We start from the raw sequence: 18179 nt of genomic DNA on the forward strand, positions 1-18179 counted from the left end.
ATGGATTAGGAAAACAAATCATATATATATTGGCAAAAACGTCTGTTTCCTCACCCCTATAATATTTGGACCGTGGGCGCATCGTGCATGATGCGGAAGACAATCCCCATTTTCGGTCCGCCCGGCATGATCGCAGAAGCGCGTGAAATATTCAGGAGAAGTTGTTATTTCCTATGAAATGATTTATAATGAAAAAAATACTTTCCATACTGTGCACGGGGCTGCACAGCGGGTTCTCTGGAGGAAGCCATGCGGAACAAATACGATCAATATCATATCGGGAGAGAAGTCGGACGAGCCGTACGGCGTGCCGTGCGCTCCGGTAATTTTGAAGAAATCGGCCGGGCGGTGGACAAAAGCATCCGGAAGTTTACCGGCGAGGATGAGGAAGACCTGCGCAGCCGGAACGACGCGGGTCAGCGCCCGGTTTATACCTACGGGCAGGCATCGCAGGATACGCGGGCTGACTACCGGGAACCGTCCGCCCGCACCGCGTTCCGGGACAGGATGCCGGGGGGGATTTCCGGCCTTGTTTATGCAATCGTCGGCGCTTGTGTGGGAATTCCGATGCTGATCGCGGACATTTCGGTCCTCATGGTAGGCGTTACCGGATATATGACTTTATCTGATTTTGCCGTGGCCTTTTCCGTTTTAATACCCATTACGCTGGCCGTTTTCGGCATGATGGGCTGCGGAATCGCCCTGCGCCGCCGTGCGCGCCGCTTTGCGCGGTACCGCGAGGCGATGGGCGGCGCGGTTTTCTGCACGGTGGCCAAGCTGGCCGACACGGCCGGAGTGACACAGGAACGCGCGAAGAAAGACCTTAAAAAGATGATCGCCAGCGGCGCATGCCCGCAGGGGCATCTGGACCGCGATGAAACCTGCTTTATGGTGGACGACAGGACGTACGGCGAGTATCTGGAAGCGGAGAAGGCCTATGCCGCCCGCACGGAAGCCGCCCGGACACAAGAAGCGAAACAGGCGGACCCGAAGGAAGCGGAGCTCGCGGCCGCCCGGGAAGAGGGCAACGGGTATCTGCGGCAGATCCGCGCCGTAAACGACGCCCTGCCGGGCGAGGTGATCTCCGGAAAGCTGGACCGGCTTGAAAACGTGACGGCCCGCATTTTTGAGTGTGTGCGGAAGCATCCCGAAAAGCTGCCGGACATCCGCCGGCTGATTCGCTACTATATGCCTACGACCCTGAAGCTGGTGAAGTCTTACGAGGAGTTTGAAACACAGCCGGTACAGGGGGAAAATATTACCAAGGCCAAGGAAGAGATCGAGCGGGCGCTGGATACGGTCAACCAAGCCTTTGAAAACTTGTTGGACACCCTGTTTGCCGACGACGCGCTCGACGTTTCCGCGGATATTTCCACTTTGGAGACCATGCTCAAGCAGGAGGGCCTGACCGGCAGCGACTTTGCAGAAGAGCCGGACGAAAGCAAGCTTTCTTAAAAGAAACCGAATTATCAATTGGTATGGAGGATTTACCATGAATCAGAATGAGATCCCGGTTCCGGAGCTTACCCTTGACCCGGCTTCCGGGCAGCCCGTTTCCGCACAGACGGTTCTTGAGCAGGCGGTCCCCGCGCAGGGCGCCGCGCCGGAACCGCAGCTTACCCCTGCCGAACAGAAGATGGTGGCGGATTTCGCCGCGAAGATCGACCTGACGAACAGCAGCCAGATTCTTCAGTACGGCGTGGGGGCCCAGAAAAAGATGGCCGACTTTTCCGAAAGCGCGCTGGAAAACGTGCGCACCAAGGATCTGGGCGAAGTCGGAAAGATGCTCTCCGGCGTAGTGGCCGAGCTGAAAAGCTTTGAGGTCGACGAGGACGATAAAGGCTTTTTCGCGCGTTTCAAGCGCGGCGGCAATAAAATCATCGCCCTGAAAGCCCGTTACGCCAAGGCGGAAACCAACGTAGACCAGATCTGCGACGCGCTGGAAGCGCATCAGGTACAGCTTTTAAAGGATATTTCCATTCTGGATAAAATGTACGAGGTCAATAAGACCTATTTCAAAGAGCTTTCCATGTATCTGCTCGCCGGAAAGCAGAAGCTGGAGCAGGCGCGCTCAAACGACCTTCCCGCCCTGCAGCAGAAAGCGCAGGCTTCCGGTCTGCCGGAGGACGCACAGGCGGCGAACGACCTGTCCAACATGTGCAGCCGTTTTGAAAAGAAGCTGCACGATCTGGACCTGACCCGCACGGTCTCCGTTCAGACGGCGCCCCAGCTGCGCCTGATCCAGAACAACGATCTGATTATGAGTGAAAAAATCCAGTCGACCATTGTCAACACCATTCCTCTGTGGAAAAGCCAGATGGTGCTGGCGCTGGGCGTGGAGCACTCCACACAGGCGGCCAAGGCCCAACGCGAGGTCACGGATATGACGAACACCCTGCTGCGCAGGAACGCCGACGCGCTCAAAATGGCGACGGTCGAAACGCAGAAGGAGTCCGAGCGCGGCATTGTGGACATCGAAACGCTGAAGCATACCAACGAGACGCTGATTTCCACATTGGACGAGGTTATGCAGATTCAGCGGGACGGCCGCGAAAAACGCACGCAGGCGGAGCAGGAGCTCAGAAAGCTGGAAACCGACCTGAAAAACAAGCTCCTGCAGCTGCGCTGAGCTTTGAAGCCGATCAAGCCTTTCCTCCTTTATTCTCAAGGGAACCCGGTTCGCCGGGTTCCCTTTTTGCGTTCGCGGGGGGCCGCCGTTTCCTTTTACCCGGATTTTTTTACCTGTTGCGGGCACAAATGCGACCGGACGGCGTTTCCCCCTTTTCATCCTGCCGCAAACCCGCTATACTGTCTGCAGAGGGGGTGGTCAGGTGAAGATACGCATTGAGGTAGTCAACGATCTGGATGAGGATGAGGTGCTGATCCGCTGCGGCCGCGTGGACGACACCGTTCAGAAAATACACCGCTATGTTCTGGAACAGTCCTCCCGGAACACCAAGATCACCTTTTTTAAACAGAATCAGGAATTCTATTTTCCGCTGGACGAGGTCCTGTTCTTTGAAACGGAGGGGGAGCATATTTACGCCCACACCGCAAACGACGCTTACCGAATCAGATACCGTCTGTACGAGCTGGAGGAAATTCTTCCGAAAAACTTTGTGCGGGCGGCGAAATCCACCATCGTCAATATCCTGCAGGTGTACTCCGTCACGCGGAACCTTACCGCTTCCAGTTTGGTCCAGTTTATCAACAGCCACAAACAGGTATACGTGTCGCGGTACTATTACAGCGAGCTGCGGCAGCGTTTAAACGAAAGGAGCACTTATGAAAAGTAGAAATTGGTTTTGGGGAATTTTCTTCCTGCTCTCGGCGGTATTTGTCATTGCCAGCCAGACAGGGTCTTTTGTACAGATCGGGTTTGTCAGCGTTCTGGCGACGGTTTTGCTCGCGGCGCTGCTGATCAGCAGCGCGGTTCACCGCAATTATTTCGGCGTTTTCGTTCCTCTGGCATTTCTTTATGTGATCTACCAGCAGCCGCTTCACCTCGTCCGGATTTCCCTTTGGATTTTGATCCTGGCCGCCGTTTTTGCCAGCACGGGCTTCAGCTTTCTCTTTCACAGGCACCCGAAAAGCCACATGTGCTGGCACGACGGACCGGAATCCCTTCAGCCGGCGGCGGAAAACATCGACGACGACAACCCCTGCGCAAAAGTGAGCTTCGGCGCGTCCAGCAAGTATCTGCACGGCGACAGCCTGAAAAGCGGACAGTTCTACGTCTCGTTCGGCGCGCTGGAGCTGTTCTTCGATCAGGCCCGGCTCAGTCCGGACGGCGCGGAGATTTTCCTTGACTGCAGCTTCGGCGCCATCAAGCTCTATGTTCCCCGCTCCTGGCAGGTCATTGACCATCTGAGCACCAGCCTTGGCGGCGTGGACAACGACATCCGTCTGGCACAGCCCGCGGAAAACGCCCCGCAGCTTACCCTGACGGGCAACGTACAGCTCGGCGGCATCGAGGTCCATTATATCTGAGCCGGCTTACCAAAGCCGCGGCTTTCTGCCGGAACCCTGCCGAGAGTCCGCGGGGTTCGGCGGAAGGCCGCAGGTTTTCTCGTGTTTTGAAAGAAGATGTTGCTATGTATTTTTACGGAGATACTTATTTTCCCGGGCCGGTTCTGAAAAATGTTTTTCAGATTTTACTGATCGCGGTATTGCTGATGGAAACGGCGATCCTGCTGCTGACCGCCCGGAACAATCAAAAGGGTGAAAAAAGGAACGGTGAGGACAGAGGGTCCATGCTGCTGATTATCGTCGGATTTTGGCTGTCCGTTCTTCTGAACCCGCTCTATATCCGACTTTTTCCGGTCGTGCTGCCTGTGCCCGTTTTCTGGCTGGGATTCGCGGCTGCCGTTTCCGGCATGATTCTTCGGCTGTATTCCGTCTGGACACTGAGAAAATTCTTTTCCATGGCGGTGCGGGTCGGTTCGGAACAGAAAATCGTACAGGATGGACCGTACCGGCTCATCCGCCATCCGGCGTATACCGGAAGCATCCTGACGCTGTTGGGAATCTCGCTGGCCTTCCGGTCCGTCCCCGGCGTTCCGGCCACCCTGCTGATTGCCGCCGCCGTGTACGGCTACCGTATCCGCACGGAGGAAAAAGCGCTGGAAAAAAACTTCGGCGCGGTTTACAGGGACTATGAGCAGCGTACCTGGAGACTGGTTCCCCACGTCTGGTGACATTGAAAAAAGAAAATTTTGCTGTGCTTTTTTCGGCTGCCTGAGCGGCAAAGCATAGACGCCGTCCGGCTGTCAATAATAGACCGGAAGGTGATAAAATGTACCCGGAACGCGTCTATTATGAGCCGGACGCTCTTTCCTATGAACTGGGGGAACAGCTGCGGCGGAAATTCAATGAAGCGCCGTGGATACCGATCCGCAGCCATAACAATATCGAGGAGCTTCGCGGCAATTCCAACCGGGAATTCGGCCGTATGAAGCGGTACCTGATCGTCGGCGTCCGCAAAACGCACAAATATGTGGAAAACCATAAGATTTCTGATTTTCTGGTGCCCTATACCTCCTCCGGCTGCAGCGCGGCGTGCCTTTACTGCTATCTGGTCTGCAACTACAACAAATGCTCGTATTTGAGGCTGTTCGTCAACCGGGAGCAGATGCTCGGCAAGCTGATGAAAACGGCCGCCGCCGCGGACCGCGATCTGACCTTTGAAATCGGCAGCAACAGCGACATTGTACTGGAAAACACCATTACGGGAAACCTCGTCTGGACGATCGAGCGCTTTGCAAAGAGCGAAAAGGGCTTTCTGACGTTCCCGACCAAGTTCGACATGGTGGACCCCCTGCTGAATCTGGAGCATGGGGGCAGGACCATTTTCCGTATGAGCGTCAATCCTCAGGAAATCATCAGCAGGGTGGAATTCGGGACCTCTCCGTTAAAAAACAGGATACAGGCTTTGAATAAGATGTACGAAGCGGGCTACCGGGTGGGGCTTTTGATTGCCCCGGTGGTTCTTCTGGGCGGCTGGCAGAAGCTCTACGCGCAGCTGATCCAGCAGCTTGCCGACGAACTGTCTCCGAGGGCAAAGAAAGAGCTGACCATTGAGATCATCTTTATGACTTACAGCTATGTTCACCGGGCGATCAACAACGAAGCGTTTCCCAACGCGGCGGAGCTTTACGACGCTTCCCTGATGACGGTGAGAGGGCGCGGAAAGTACTGCTACCGCAACGAGCTGCGCGCGCAGGGGGAAGAGTTGCTCCGGCGGGAGATCGCGGAAAAGCTCGGCGGCTGTTCCATTCTCTATGTCGTGTAATTAAATTCTGAGTCCTTACCGCTTTTTCCGGCATATGATGGGGCGGAGGGATGAAAATGTACGAACCGAATTTCAGCGCGGAACTGACCGCCCAGAAGGTCGGGCGGGAATTCCGGTATGAGAATACCGTGATGATCACCATGACCGCCGAATTCCCGGAAGTAAGGCTCGGGGGAAACCGGGCGGCCGAAAGCCGGATCAACGGCATGATCCGGATGCAGACGGAAAATTTCCACCGCTATGTTGCGGGAACCCTGTACCGGCAGGCCGTTCAGGAATACCGCGATTCCCAGACAAACGGATTTCCGTTCCGGCCGTATGACGCCGTTTTGAAATATGAAACGGCCTACAACGAAAACTGTTTTCTGAGCCTTTACCGCGACCAGTACGAATATACGGGCGGGGCGCACGGCAACACCGTCCGTCGTTCCGACACGTGGAGCCTGCAAAACGGCAGGCGTTATCCGCTCGCGCGGTTCTTCGGGCCGCACAGCAATTACCGGTACCGGCTTCTGCAGAATATTTTGAAGCAGGCCGACCGGAATATGGCGGAAAATCCGGGGATCTATTTTGATGATTACCGCAAGCTGATCGCCCAGTACTTCAATGAGGAGCAGTATTACCTGACCCCGCAGGGCGCCGCGGTCTATTATCAGCAGTATGAAATCGCGCCGTATTCCACCGGAATCGTCGTTTTTACCGTTCCATATGACGTTTTGGGCTGGAAGCCGTCCTGTGCGCTCCGCTGAAGGAAAATTCAATAAAAACACACGAAAAAGCTGCAGTCCGCGGCTTTTTTCTTTTTTCAATGTTTTCTCCCCGCCCCCACCCCCTCCCATTCTTATACAAAGGCCCTCCGACTGTGGGGTGACTATTCGACAAAATGATACAAACGATCCCAAAATCGGGCAGGCCTCGGCGTCCGGCGGGAAAATGCTTTCCGGAGGATGCTAAAAAATGATACAAACAGGTTTTGTTATCGTAAAGACTTAAAAGGGAGGATGCGCTACAATGGAAACGAAATAAGGGGGGCGATCCCCCGGAAGCGGAGGAGAAAAATTTGAAAAGAATACTTGCTGCAATTTTAACCGTATGCATCGCGGGCCTTGCGTTGGGCGGATGCGCCGGTACGCCTGCGGCGAACACCGCGTCGGCGGGCACACAGTCGGGCGCGGAAGTCGTTTCCAAGGCGGAGGGCAACAAAAAGCTGACGGTCGGCTTCGCGCAGATCGGGCAGGAGTCCGGCTGGCGCGACGCGGAAACGGCGTCCATTCAGTTCTATGCCGGACAGCATGTGGACACCATCGATTTCAAGTTTGCGGACGCACAGCAGAAACAGGAAAATCAGATTAAGGCGATAAAATCCTTTATTGAAATGGGCGTTGACGTCATCGGCCTCGCCCCGGTTGTGGAAACGGGCTGGGACGCCGTGTTTACGGAGGCGAAGGACGCCGGGATCCCGATCGTTCTGCTCGACCGCAGGGCGAAGGTTTCCGATGACCTGTACACCACGTTTATCGGTTCCGATTTCATCACGGAAGGGCAGAACGCCGCCGACGAGCTGGCAAAGCTGCTGAACAACAAGGGAAACGTTGTTGAACTGGAAGGAACCGTGGGCGCTTCCGCGGCGAATGACAGAAAGAAGGGCTTTGACGATCAGCTGGCCGCGAAATATCCGGACATGAAGGTTCTGGCTTCTCAGACGGGCGATTTCACAAGAGCCAAGGGCAAGGAAGTCATGGAATCCTTCCTGAAAACCTACGGCAACCAGATCAACGCGGTTTACGCGCATAACGACGACATGATGCTCGGCGCGATCGAGGCCATGAAAGAAGCGGGAATGAAGCCCGGCAAGGATATCAAGACCGTTTCCTGCGACGGCGTCAAGGGGATTTTCCAGGCCATGGTCGACGGGGAAGCGAATGTCACCGTAGAGTGCAATCCGCTGCTCGGACCCCAGTTCTTTGAGACCTGCCAGAAGCTGAAGAACGGCGAGACGGTTGAAAAGTGGATCAAATCCGATGAAAGCGTTTTCCGCGCCGATACCGCCGCCAAAGACCTTCCCACCCGCGTTTATTAACCTTTTTCATACAATTCTCCGACTCTCTTAAAAATCCGCTCCGTCTTTGTTCGGCGGAGCGGATTTTGCTTCACGGCACACGGGAAAACAATATCACAAAGGAGGAGTCCGCTCATGAGCAGCGAAAATATGCTGATTCGAATGGAACATATTTCCAAGAGCTTTCCGGGGGTGGCGGCGCTGGACGATGTTCCCCTCGAGCTGAAAAGCGGAGAAATCCATGCCCTTCTGGGAGAAAACGGCGCGGGAAAGTCGACTCTGATCAAGGTCCTGACGGGCGTGGAGGAACGGGACGGCGGGTCCGTCCTGCTGGAAGGCGTCCCCATTTTTCCCCAGAGCCCGCAGGATGCGCAGAAGCTGGGAATCAGCACGGTCTATCAGGAAGTCAACCTCTGCCCCAACCTCTCGGTGGCGGAAAATATATACATCGGAAGGGAACCGAAAAAAAGAGGAAGCATCGACTGGAAAAAAATCAATCAGGACTCGGGCGACCTGCTGAAACGGTTCAATCTTACGATCGACGTGACGAAAAATCTGGATTTTTATTCGGTTGCGGTGCAGCAGATGGTGGCCATTGCGCGCGCGGTCGACATCTCCGCGAAGGTGCTCATCCTCGACGAGCCGACCTCCAGCCTGAGCAGCGTGGAGGTGGAAAAGCTTTTTGAAGTGATGAACATGCTGAAGGCGCAGGGAATGGGAATCCTTTTCGTCACGCATTTTCTGGATCAGGTGTACGCGGTTGCGGATACCATCACCGTGCTGCGCAACGGGCGTTACGTCGGCACCTACGCGGCCGCCGAGCTGCCGAAAACGCAGCTTGTGGGCAAAATGCTGGGCAAGGAGTACGCCGAGCTGGACCTTTCCTCCGAAAAGGAGGAGCTGACCGGCGGGGGGCTCAGCCTGCTGGAGATGAAGCGGGCCTGCGGGCCGGGAACCGTCAGCGGCGTCGACCTGAAAATTTATAAGGGAGAAGTGCTCGGCATTTCCGGGCTGCTCGGTTCGGGTCGCTCGGAGATCGTCCGCCTGATTTTTGGGATCGATCCTCTGGAGCAGGGGGAGATCAGCCTGAACGGCCGGAAGCTGGCGGGGAAGGGGCCCCTTCCCGCGATTCGCCGAGGCGTTGCGTTCTGCCCAGAAAACCGGAAAACGGAAGGCATTATCGGGGACCTGAGCATCCGGGAAAACATCATTCTCGCCCTGCAGGCGAAGAAGGGCATGTTCAGGGCGATTTCCCGCGCGCAGGCCGAACGCGTTGCCGACAAATACATCAAACTGCTGGAGATCAAGACCCCGTCCCAGGAACAGCAGGCGAAGAACCTGAGCGGCGGAAACCAGCAGAAGGTTATTCTGGCAAGATGGCTTGCCACGGACCCCCAGCTGCTGATGCTTGACGAACCCACCCGGGGCATCGACGTGGGGACCAAGGCGGAAATTCAGAAAATGATCGTCGGGCTGGCCGAGCAGGGGATGACGGTGGTCTTTATTTCATCCGAAATCGACGAAATGCTCCGCTGCTGCAGCCGCATGATCGTTCTGCGCGACAAACAGAAGGTCGGCGAGCTCAGCGGGAAGGACATTGCAGAAAGCGCGGTCATGAGCTTAATTGCGGGAGGGGTTAAAAATGGAGAAGATCAAGAGGCTGTCTAAATACCAGGGGTTCTGGCCGGTCGTTGTGCTGCTCGCCATTCTGCTGATCAACGGGATTGTTTCCGGCGGAGCCTTTTTCGAGATCAAAATCGTGGATGCGCACCTGTACGGAAGGCTGATCGATATCCTGCGCAACGGCAGCAAGCTGATGCTCCTGGCGACCGGCATGACGTTCGTCCTCGCGACGGGCGGGACGGATATTTCCGTCGGCTCCGTCATGGCGATCAGCGGCGCCGTCGCGTGCAGCGTCGTGGACGGCAGGATCCTGCCGGGCGCGGGGCAGAGTGTCCAGGCGGCTATTTTGCTGGCGCTTCTGGGCGGTATGCTCTGCGGCGCGTGGAACGGCTTCCTGGTGTCCAAAGTCAAAATCCAGCCCATTGTCGCGACGATGATCCTGATGGTGGCGGGAAGAGGCATCGCCCAGCTGATTACCGACGGGAAAATCGTCACCGTCAATTCGGACGCGTATTACTTCATCAACGGCGGCTATATTCTGGGCCTTCCGTTCCCGCTTTTCATCGTGCTTTTCGTGGTGGCGCTGGCGCTGCTTTTCACCAAAAGGACGGCGTTCGGGCTTTTTCTGGAATCCACGGGGTGCAACCCGGTCGCCAGCCACTTCGCGGGCATTAACGTCAACGGCGTGAAGTGGATGGTCTACACCTTCTGCGGCATCACGGCGGCGGTCGCCGGGCTGATCGAGAGCGCGGGCATCAAGGGCGCCGACTGCAACAACGCGGGGCTCTTTATGGAGCTGGACGCCATCCTCGCGGTGGCGATCGGCGGGACCTCGCTCAGCGGCGGGCGGTTCTCCGTTCCGGCCAGCCTTGCCGGCGCGCTGATTATCCAGAGCATCACGACCTCCGTCTACGCCATGGGCGTGGCGCCGGAAATCACCGCGGTGGTGAAAGCAATCATCGTCATCTGCATCTGCCTCTTCCAGTCGGCGGAATTCAAGGAAAAAATGAAAAAGAGATTCTCCGGTCACAAACAGGAAAGGACGGTGAAACCGGCATGAGCGAATCGGGAAAAACAAAGAAAAGATTCCACATACGGAATGTGTCGCTGCTGGTCACCTCCCTGCTGTTTATCGGCCTTTTTACGGCGGGCTCGGTCGCCTATGACAGATTCCTTTCGCTGTCCACGTTCTGCAACCTGCTGAACGACGGCTCCTATATGATGATCGCCTCCATCGGCATCACGTTTGTTCTGCTGACGGGCGGCATCGACATCTCCATCTCGTCCACCATTGCGTTTACCTGCGTGTTCTCGGCGTTCCTGCTCAGAAGCGGGGTGCCGGCGGGCGCGGTGATTCCGCTGGTGCTGCTGATCGGCCTTCTGTTCGGCGCGCTGATGGGCTTTATGATCCACTCCTATCGGCTCCAGCCGTTCATTGTCACGCTGGCGGGACAGTTCTTCATGCGCGGCCTGTGCGCCGTCATCAGCACGGAGTCCATTCCGATTACGGATGGTTTCTATAAAAAGATGGCGCTGAGCAAAATTGCCTTTGCGGGCGCGAAAATCTATTATTACGTCCTGATCGCCGCCGCGGTCCTGATCGGGGCGATGTTCGTGCTGAAATTCACCCGGTTCGGCAGGACGGTTTACGCGGTGGGCGGCAATGAGCTGTCCGCTTCGCTGATGGGCCTGCCCGTGGGGAGGACCAAGGTGGCGGTTTACGCGATCAGCGGCTTCTGCGCGGCGCTGGCGGGCGTGGTGTTCAGCTTTTATACGCTGGCGGGCTATTCCCTTCAGAACGTGGGGCTTGAGATGGACGCGATTTCCTCCGCGGTCATCGGCGGCACGCTGCTGACCGGCGGCGTCGGCACCGTGATCGGCACCACCGTGGGCGTGATGATCCAGGGCGTTATCCAGACCATTGTGACGTACCAGAATCTGAACACCTGGTGGACGAAGGTGTTCAGCGCGGCGCTGCTCTGCCTGTTCATCGTCATTCAGCGTATTCTGGCGGGCAGGTCGGAAAAAATCAAGGATGGAAAACTGGAAAAAGCCGCATGAATATGGCAAAATAATTTGATATTTTTTCCTGAATATTATATAATATACACAATTCTTAATCTTAGAAATCAGCAGCCGATGAGGTGAGCGTCTTGCGAAAGATATTGGACAAATTTTTGAACATCCGGTTCCGGAACAAAATGGTACTGTCCTATCTTTTTATGGCGCTCATCCCGTTTGCTGTTTTTTCCATTGTCAGCGGCCTTGTGTTTGTCAACCAGGCGCAGCAGACCGCAATGGACCACACCGCCCAGACGATCAATCAGGTGTGCGACTCCATCGACGTATACATCGGGACGATTGAAAAAACCGCGAATTATATTTCGGTTGAGCTGAAAAACAACGAGTTCTGGAACCTTCGGTCGGAGGAAGACCCGAAGTGGAAAACGCAGACCGGCCAGATCAGGGAGCTTCTGCAGAATATCGCTTCCTCCCACGACGAGATCGCCGGAATCCTGGTCGCCACCAGAAACGACCTCTATGTCAGCACCGGCATGTCCCGGATTTCCCGCGACTCGTTCCGGAACGAGTCCTGGTACCGTCAGGCGGAGCAGTCCCCGGAGGAGATCCGCCTCATCAGCGACGCGACGGGCAGGAACATCGTCACCAATCAGGACTACAGCGTGGACGACGTTTTTTCGCTTACCAAGGCGGTCAGGGACCCCAAAACCGGGGAAGTGCTGGGCGTGATCCTGTTCGATATCCGCCACGACATCATCAAAAAGTCCATCAACAGCGTCACCATCGGCGAAAAGGGCTTCGTGTTTGTCACGGACGCGGACAACAGCATTGTCTACGCCCCGGTCAACGACGTGGTGTACCGCGTCAGCCCGCTCTGGCTGGGCGGCAGCGGAAACGCGTTTGTCACCGCGAATATCCGGGGCGGGAACTACCAGATCCATTCCGAGAAATCGGAATACACCGGCTGGCGCACGGTAGGGGTGTTTTCCAACGACGAGGTCATGGCGGGCGTCAACACCATCATTTATATCCTGTTCGGATGCGTCCTGTTTACGATCCTGTTCGTCCTGTTTTCTTCCTTTGAGCTCGCCAAAACCATTACAAAACCCATTTTCAAGCTGCAGACCCTGATGAAGCAGGCGGAGGGCGGCGACCTTTCGGTGCGCTTCAACAGCAAATACAACGATGAGATCGGGGAGCTGGGCCTGAGCTTCAACCATATGATCGACCAGATCGGGAACCTGATCCGCATGGTGTACGTGGAGCAGCAGAACAAGCGGTTTGCCGAGCTGAAATCCCTGCAGGAGCAGATCAAGCCGCATTTTCTGTACAATACGCTGGATACCATCAGCTGGATGGCGAGGGATTACGGGGCGAGCGACATTGTCCGGCTGGTCGACGCGCTGACCAGCATGTTCCGCATCGGGCTGAGCCACGGCAAGGACATGATCACCATCCGGGAGGAAATCACCCACGTGTCCAACTATCTGTATATTCAGAAGATCCGCTACAAGGATAAGCTGAATTACCAGATCGAGGTGGACGAAAAGCTCGCCGGCTGCAAGGTCCCCAAGCTGATTCTGCAGCCTCTGGTGGAAAACGCCATCTATCACGGCGTCAAGGAAAAGCGCGGGGGCGGCACCGTTGCGGTGACCGCGCACAGGAAGGGGAAGCTGGTGGTTTTCAGGGTGCACGACGACGGCGCGGGGATTCCCGCCGACCGGCTGGAGCTGCTGAACCGTCAGCTGAACAGCCATACGGAGCTGGACCAGAAGCAGAGCTTCGGCCTCTTTTACATTCAGGAAAGGATCCAGCTGTGCTACGGGAAGGAGTACGGAATCTCCATAGAGAGCCGGGAGGGCGAGGAGACCACGGTGACGGTGATCCTTCCGGCGGATGACGGCGGCTGAGCGAAAGGAGAGGAACGATGTATAAGGTGCTGATCGCGGACGATGAAGAGATCATCCGCAGAGGGATCGCCGGCCTTTTGAAGCAGGACCGGGAAATGCAGGTGGTGGCGCAGGCGGAGGACGGGGAAACCGCGCTGGAGCTTGCGGAAAAATTCGCGCCCGACCTGCTGTTCGTCGATATCAACATGCCGTTTCTGAACGGCATCCAGTTTATTGAAAAGCTGAAGGGCGTTTTAAAGGACGCGCTCGTCGTCGTCATCACCGGGTACGACGATTTCCAGTATGTCCAGAGCGCGCTGCGGCTGGGCGTTTACGATTACCTGTTGAAGCCGATCATGGAGGACGTGTTTTATCGGTCGCTGGACCGCGCCAAGGAAGAGCTGAAAAGGAGCCGGGAGCAGACGAAGTACCTGGAATGGGCAAAAGTGCTCCTTGAAAAAAACAAGGCGAAGCTGACGGAAAATTTTTTAAACGACTGGCTCGGCGGCCATTTCTGCGAAGAGGAAATCGACGAGCGGGTCAGCTTTCTGGAATTGAAGTTCCCGGAAGCGTTCGGCGTCGTCGTCGCGGGGCTGGACTATAAAAACAATATGGAAATCGGCGGGGACTGGAACGACGACCTGCTTTATTACGCGGCGGAAAATATCGCGGGGGAGCTTTTCCAGCCGTTTTGCCCGGTCGCCCTTTTCCGCAACCCGGCGGGGAACCTGGTGATGATTTCCTCCAGTCAGCCGCAGGACGGCTGGCAGGACACGGTGACGCGGCTTCGCCGCCTGCTGGAGCAGCATCTGCCCGTGCGGGCGACGCTGGCGCAGGCACAGGGAACCGGACGGCGGGAAATACCCGCGGAATATGAACGTGCCCTCAACCGCTTTTACGAGCTGACGGAGGTCCCCCAGCTGATCAAGGACGTTCAGAACTACATCGACGAAAATTACAAAAACGAGGAATTTTCGCTTCAGGACGCGGCCTGCGCGTTCCACGTGTCCCCCCAGCATCTGAGCCGCGTTTTCCGCCATTCCATGGGGATCACCTTTGTGGATTACGTGACCCGCGCCCGGATCCGCAAGGCGATCGAGCTGCTTTCCAACGAGGAAATGAAGATTTATGAGATCGCCGAGCTGACGGGGTACTCCAGCCAGCACTATTTCAGCAGCGCCTTTAAAAAGGTGCTGGGCGTTTCCCCGGCGGAGTACCGGAAGAACGGGCAGAGTAAAATATCTGCGGCAATGTGAGGGAAAAGGAAATGAGAAAACGGATGCGAGGCTTTCTTTCGGCGCTGCTCTGCGCCGCGGTTCTGCTTTCCCTGTTCCCCGGCTGCGGCAGTCGGGAGCCGGAGAAGGTGGAATACCTGATCGGGGTTTCCCAGGCGAACATGAGGGAATCGTGGCGGCTGGCGCTCATCAGGGAGCTGAAGGAGGAAGCCGGGAAGCATCCCGGCGTCCGGCTGATTTTTACGGACGCCACGCAGAACAGCGATAAGCAGATCGCGGATATCCGGCGGCTGCGCGCGTGCGGGGTCGATCTGCTGATCGTATCGCCCTGCGACGTGAAAAAGATCACCCCTGTGGTCAGCGGCGTGTACAAATCGATCCCGGTCATCGTAATGGACCGCGTGGTGGAGGGCTACGATTATTCCCTGTTTATCGGGCCGGACAACCGCAGCATCGGCAAACAGGCGGGGGAGTCCGTGCTGCGCATGCTGGACGGGGTGCCGGGCGGCGTGCTGGAAATCTGCGGAAGCACGGGCTCCCAGACGAGCGCGGAGCGCAGCGAGGGCTTCCAGAGCTTTCTGAAGCCGTACCGCCAGCTCGACATCCGCCAAATTTCCATTGAGAACGAATCGCGCGACAGCACGGAGGACTATCTGCTGGCAAACAGGGGAAAGCTGAACGGGGTGCGGGTCATTTTCGCCCACAACGATTACATGGCCTTAGGCGCCTGCCGCGCCATCGAAAAGCTGGGACTGAAAAATATCCGGATTATCGGGGTGGACGGCTTCACCGGGGAAAACGACGGAATCGGGCTGGTCAAAAAGGGCATGATCGACGAGACCATCACCTGCCCGACCGGCGGGCGGGAGGCGATCCAGTTTTCCCTGGATATCCTTCAGAATGTGGCCGGTGTGCCGAAGCAGGAAATCCTGCACAGCCATAAGGTGACGGAAGAAAACGTGGACGCGTTTGTGGAAAACCTGAACAAGCCGCGGATTTCTCCTCCGAAGACCATCCGCGTGGGCTACGCGCAGGTGGGGACGGAAAGCGCGTGGCGCCTTGCCAATACGGAATCCATTCAGTCCGCGGCAAAGGAATTCGGAATCCAGCTTTTTTATGAGAACGCCGACCAGTCGCAGCGGCGGCAGATAGAGGCGCTCCGGAAATTTATCGCCATGAAGGTGGACGTGATCGTCCTTTCCCCGGTGATCGACAGCGGCTGGGACGAGGTGCTGCGGGAAGCGAAGGAGGCCGGCATCCCCGTCATTTTGTCCGACCGCGAAATCACGGTGAAGGACGACGACATGTTCCTGACCTTTATCGGGGCCGATTTCGTGGAGGAGGGCCGCCGCGCCATGCGCTGGATCGCGCAGAACGTTCCCTCCGGTGAAAAAAAGGGCGGAGTCCGCATTATGGAGCTTCAGGGGACGGTGGGCGCGTCGCCCGCCGTGGAGCGGACCGTCGGCTTTGAGGAGATTTTAAAGGAATCTTCCGGGTACCGGATCGTTTATTCGCGCAGCGGGGACTTTACCTACGACGGCGGAAAGCAGATCGTGGAGGAATACCTGAAAAACCGTAAATGGGATATCGACGTGGTTTACGCCCACAACGACGATATGGCGCTCGGCGCGGCGGAGGCGCTGGAGAAAAACGGGATCGCTCCCGGAAAGGACGTAAAAATCATTTCCGTCGACGGCACAAAGAACGCGCTGAACGCCATTCTGAAAGGGAAAATGAACTGCGTGGTGGAGTGCAGCCCGCTGCTCGGCCCGCAGCTGATGAAAGCGATTACCGACCTGATGTCCGGCAAGGAGCTCCCCCTGCGGATCATTACCGACGAAAAGGTCTTTACCAAAGAAAATACGGAGGAAACGATTAAGAGCAGGAAGTACTGACCCGGGGTACTATTGATAGTATTCCGGGCGTTTTTTACCGGGGGCAGCGCTGCCCTGAGGACACGGCGGCTTCTCCGGACAGGGTCCGAAGGCCTGTTGATTTTTGTCGAAGGTATGCTATGATAGAAGAATCACGACGCAGGCGCACCCCGCCGTCCGGAGACGGGGACTTGCCGCAGAAACGGAAGGACAGTATGATCGATATTCAGATAGGCTCCTTTAAGGAAGCACAGATGGTATTTCTTTATGAAGACGCGGACCACACCTCGCTGCCGGTCCAGAAAATGTTCCGGGCGGAGTTCCTCGAAAGCTTTCCGCTCTGGCAGGATTCCCGCCTGATTCTCTATATCGGGTTGGGAAAACGCGGGGAGCTGAGCGCCCGCAGAATGACGGACGCCGTCGCCAGGGGTGCCCGGGAGCTCCGGAAGCTTCATCAGTACGGGGCGGAGATCAATCTGTCCGCAATGGTGCCCGTCTGCGGGCTGGATTGTATCCGCAGCGCGGTTTTGGGCGTCAAGCTGGGCCTGTATGATTACGCCCCGTACCGGGCGGACAGCCGGGAGGATTCCTTCCGCTTCTTTCTGCACGGGATTCCGCAGCGGCTGACGGAAACGGCGGAGGAATATCTGGAAAAAGCCGTCAATCTGGCGGACAGCGTGGTGCTGGCCCGCGATCTTGTCAACGCCCCCTCCAATCGGATGACCCCGTCCGCCATGGCGGACGCCCTGAGACGGGAAGCGGGGAAATGCGGGGTGCAGGCCGAGATCCTGGACGAAAAAGAGGCCGAACGGCTGGGAATGTCCGCGTTTTTGACGGTCGGCGGCAGCAGCGCGAACCCGCCGCGCCTGATTGTCCTGCGCTATCTTGCGGACTCCCAATCCCCGCTGAGGACCGCGCTGGTGGGAAAGGGAGTCACCTGCGACACGGGCGGATACTGCCTGAAAAGCAAGGACTCCATGCTGGGCATCAAGGGGGATATGGCCGGCGGCGCGGCGGTGGCGGGCGCGATTTTCGCCCTTGCGCGAAACCGGGTGAAAACAAACGCCGTGGCCGTGATCCCGGCCTGCGAGAACCGTATTTCCAGACAGAGCTTCCTTCCGGGGGACGTCATTCGGTCCATGTCCGGCAAGACGATCGAAATCCGGAATACGGACGCGGAAGGAAGGCTGATTCTGGCGGACGCCGTTACCTACGCCATCCGTGCGGAGGGCGCGAACAGGGTGCTGGATATCGCCACGCTGACGGGCGCGGTTGTGGGCGCGCTCGGCTTTACCACGGCGGGCGTCCTGACGGACAGCGACCAGCTGTGGGACGACCTGTCCGCGGCGGCGCGCGTCTCCGGCGAACAGTACTGGCGGCTGCCTATTTTCCCGGAGTATGAGGAAATGGTGAAAAGCGGGATCGCCGACGTCAAAAATATGGGCGAGCATTATTGCGGGACGATTTCCGCCGGTTTATTTATCCGGGAGTTTACGGAGCATCTGCCGTGGATCCATCTGGACATTGCCGGGACGGCGTGGGTGGACAAGCCGGTTTTCGAGCATCAGTCGGCCGGCGCCACCGGCGCGGGAGTCACCACGCTTTACGACCTGCTCAATACGGAAGGGCAGTGCAGCGGGCAGAAAATATAAAAAGAACAGGAGCCGCGCCAGCTGGCGCGGCTCC

The 18179-nt window shown here is 57.1% G+C and carries 15 protein-coding genes; all 15 read left to right on the forward strand.

All coding sequences use genetic code 11. The features are described from left to right. The first annotated feature begins 249 nt into the window (after positions 1 to 249). The 15 genes from ACQGQ5_RS13200 to ACQGQ5_RS13270 all read left to right on the forward strand — a co-directional run bounded on the left by ACQGQ5_RS13200 (position 250) and on the right by ACQGQ5_RS13270 (position 18145). Positions 250 to 1455, forward strand: coding sequence for a 5-bromo-4-chloroindolyl phosphate hydrolysis family protein (locus ACQGQ5_RS13200; protein ID WP_455736956.1), 1206 nt, complete (start codon positions 250 to 252; stop codon positions 1453 to 1455). Positions 1456 to 1492: 37 nt separating this feature from the next. Continuing rightward, on the forward strand, positions 1493 to 2629 hold the full coding sequence (locus ACQGQ5_RS13205; RefSeq protein WP_455736957.1) for a toxic anion resistance protein: 1137 nt from the start codon (positions 1493 to 1495) through the stop codon (positions 2627 to 2629). Between the two features lie 202 nt (positions 2630 to 2831). After that, positions 2832 to 3296: a LytTR family DNA-binding domain-containing protein gene (locus ACQGQ5_RS13210; RefSeq protein WP_455736958.1), complete on the forward strand. Its 465-nt coding sequence runs from the start codon at positions 2832 to 2834 to the stop codon at positions 3294 to 3296. Continuing rightward, the gene (locus tag ACQGQ5_RS13215) at positions 3286 to 3990 is read left to right on the forward strand and encodes a LiaF transmembrane domain-containing protein (RefSeq protein WP_455736959.1); all 705 of its coding nucleotides are present in this window, start codon (positions 3286 to 3288) and stop codon (positions 3988 to 3990) included. The genes ACQGQ5_RS13210 and ACQGQ5_RS13215 overlap by 11 nt, the downstream gene beginning before the upstream one ends. A 104-nt stretch (positions 3991 to 4094) precedes the next feature. Continuing rightward, a complete protein-coding gene (locus tag ACQGQ5_RS13220) occupies positions 4095 to 4697 on the forward strand; it encodes a methyltransferase family protein (RefSeq protein ID WP_455736960.1) in 603 nt (200 codons plus the stop codon). Positions 4698 to 4795: 98 nt separating this feature from the next. Beyond that, a complete protein-coding gene (locus ACQGQ5_RS13225; RefSeq protein ID WP_455736961.1) occupies positions 4796 to 5791 on the forward strand; it encodes a spore photoproduct lyase family protein in 996 nt (331 codons plus the stop codon). Between the two features lie 56 nt (positions 5792 to 5847). Beyond that, positions 5848 to 6540, forward strand: coding sequence for a DUF3298 and DUF4163 domain-containing protein (locus tag ACQGQ5_RS13230; protein ID WP_455736962.1), 693 nt, complete (start codon positions 5848 to 5850; stop codon positions 6538 to 6540). 311 nt (positions 6541 to 6851) lie between these two features. Further along, on the forward strand, positions 6852 to 7871 hold the full coding sequence (locus ACQGQ5_RS13235; RefSeq protein WP_455736963.1) for an ABC transporter substrate-binding protein: 1020 nt from the start codon (positions 6852 to 6854) through the stop codon (positions 7869 to 7871). Positions 7872 to 7985: 114 nt separating this feature from the next. Continuing rightward, positions 7986 to 9518: a sugar ABC transporter ATP-binding protein gene (locus ACQGQ5_RS13240; protein WP_455736964.1), complete on the forward strand. Its 1533-nt coding sequence runs from the start codon at positions 7986 to 7988 to the stop codon at positions 9516 to 9518. Then, positions 9493 to 10533: an ABC transporter permease gene (locus tag ACQGQ5_RS13245; protein WP_455736965.1), complete on the forward strand. Its 1041-nt coding sequence runs from the start codon at positions 9493 to 9495 to the stop codon at positions 10531 to 10533. Before ACQGQ5_RS13240 ends, ACQGQ5_RS13245 begins: the two co-directional genes overlap by 26 nt. Continuing rightward, entirely contained in the window at positions 10530 to 11534 is a 1005-nt protein-coding gene (gene yjfF, locus ACQGQ5_RS13250; RefSeq protein ID WP_455736966.1) for a galactofuranose ABC transporter, permease protein YjfF, read from the forward strand. Before ACQGQ5_RS13245 ends, yjfF begins: the two co-directional genes overlap by 4 nt. 92 nt (positions 11535 to 11626) lie before the next feature. After that, positions 11627 to 13405, forward strand: a complete 1779-nt coding sequence (locus ACQGQ5_RS13255) for a cache domain-containing sensor histidine kinase (RefSeq protein WP_455736967.1) — start codon at positions 11627 to 11629, stop codon at positions 13403 to 13405. 17 nt (positions 13406 to 13422) lie between these two features. Beyond that, positions 13423 to 14640 (forward strand): response regulator transcription factor, encoded by a 1218-nt coding sequence (locus tag ACQGQ5_RS13260; protein WP_455736968.1) that lies wholly within the window; start codon positions 13423 to 13425, stop codon positions 14638 to 14640. Between the two features lie 11 nt (positions 14641 to 14651). Then, complete coding sequence (locus ACQGQ5_RS13265) at positions 14652 to 16514, forward strand: substrate-binding domain-containing protein (RefSeq protein ID WP_455736969.1); 1863 nt, start codon at positions 14652 to 14654, stop codon at positions 16512 to 16514. Positions 16515 to 16633: 119 nt separating this feature from the next. Next, on the forward strand, positions 16634 to 18145 hold the full coding sequence (locus tag ACQGQ5_RS13270) for a leucyl aminopeptidase (RefSeq protein WP_455736970.1): 1512 nt from the start codon (positions 16634 to 16636) through the stop codon (positions 18143 to 18145). Positions 18146 to 18179: the final 34 nt, after the last annotated feature.

The sequence above is a fragment of the Caproiciproducens sp. genome (assembly GCF_053840905.1).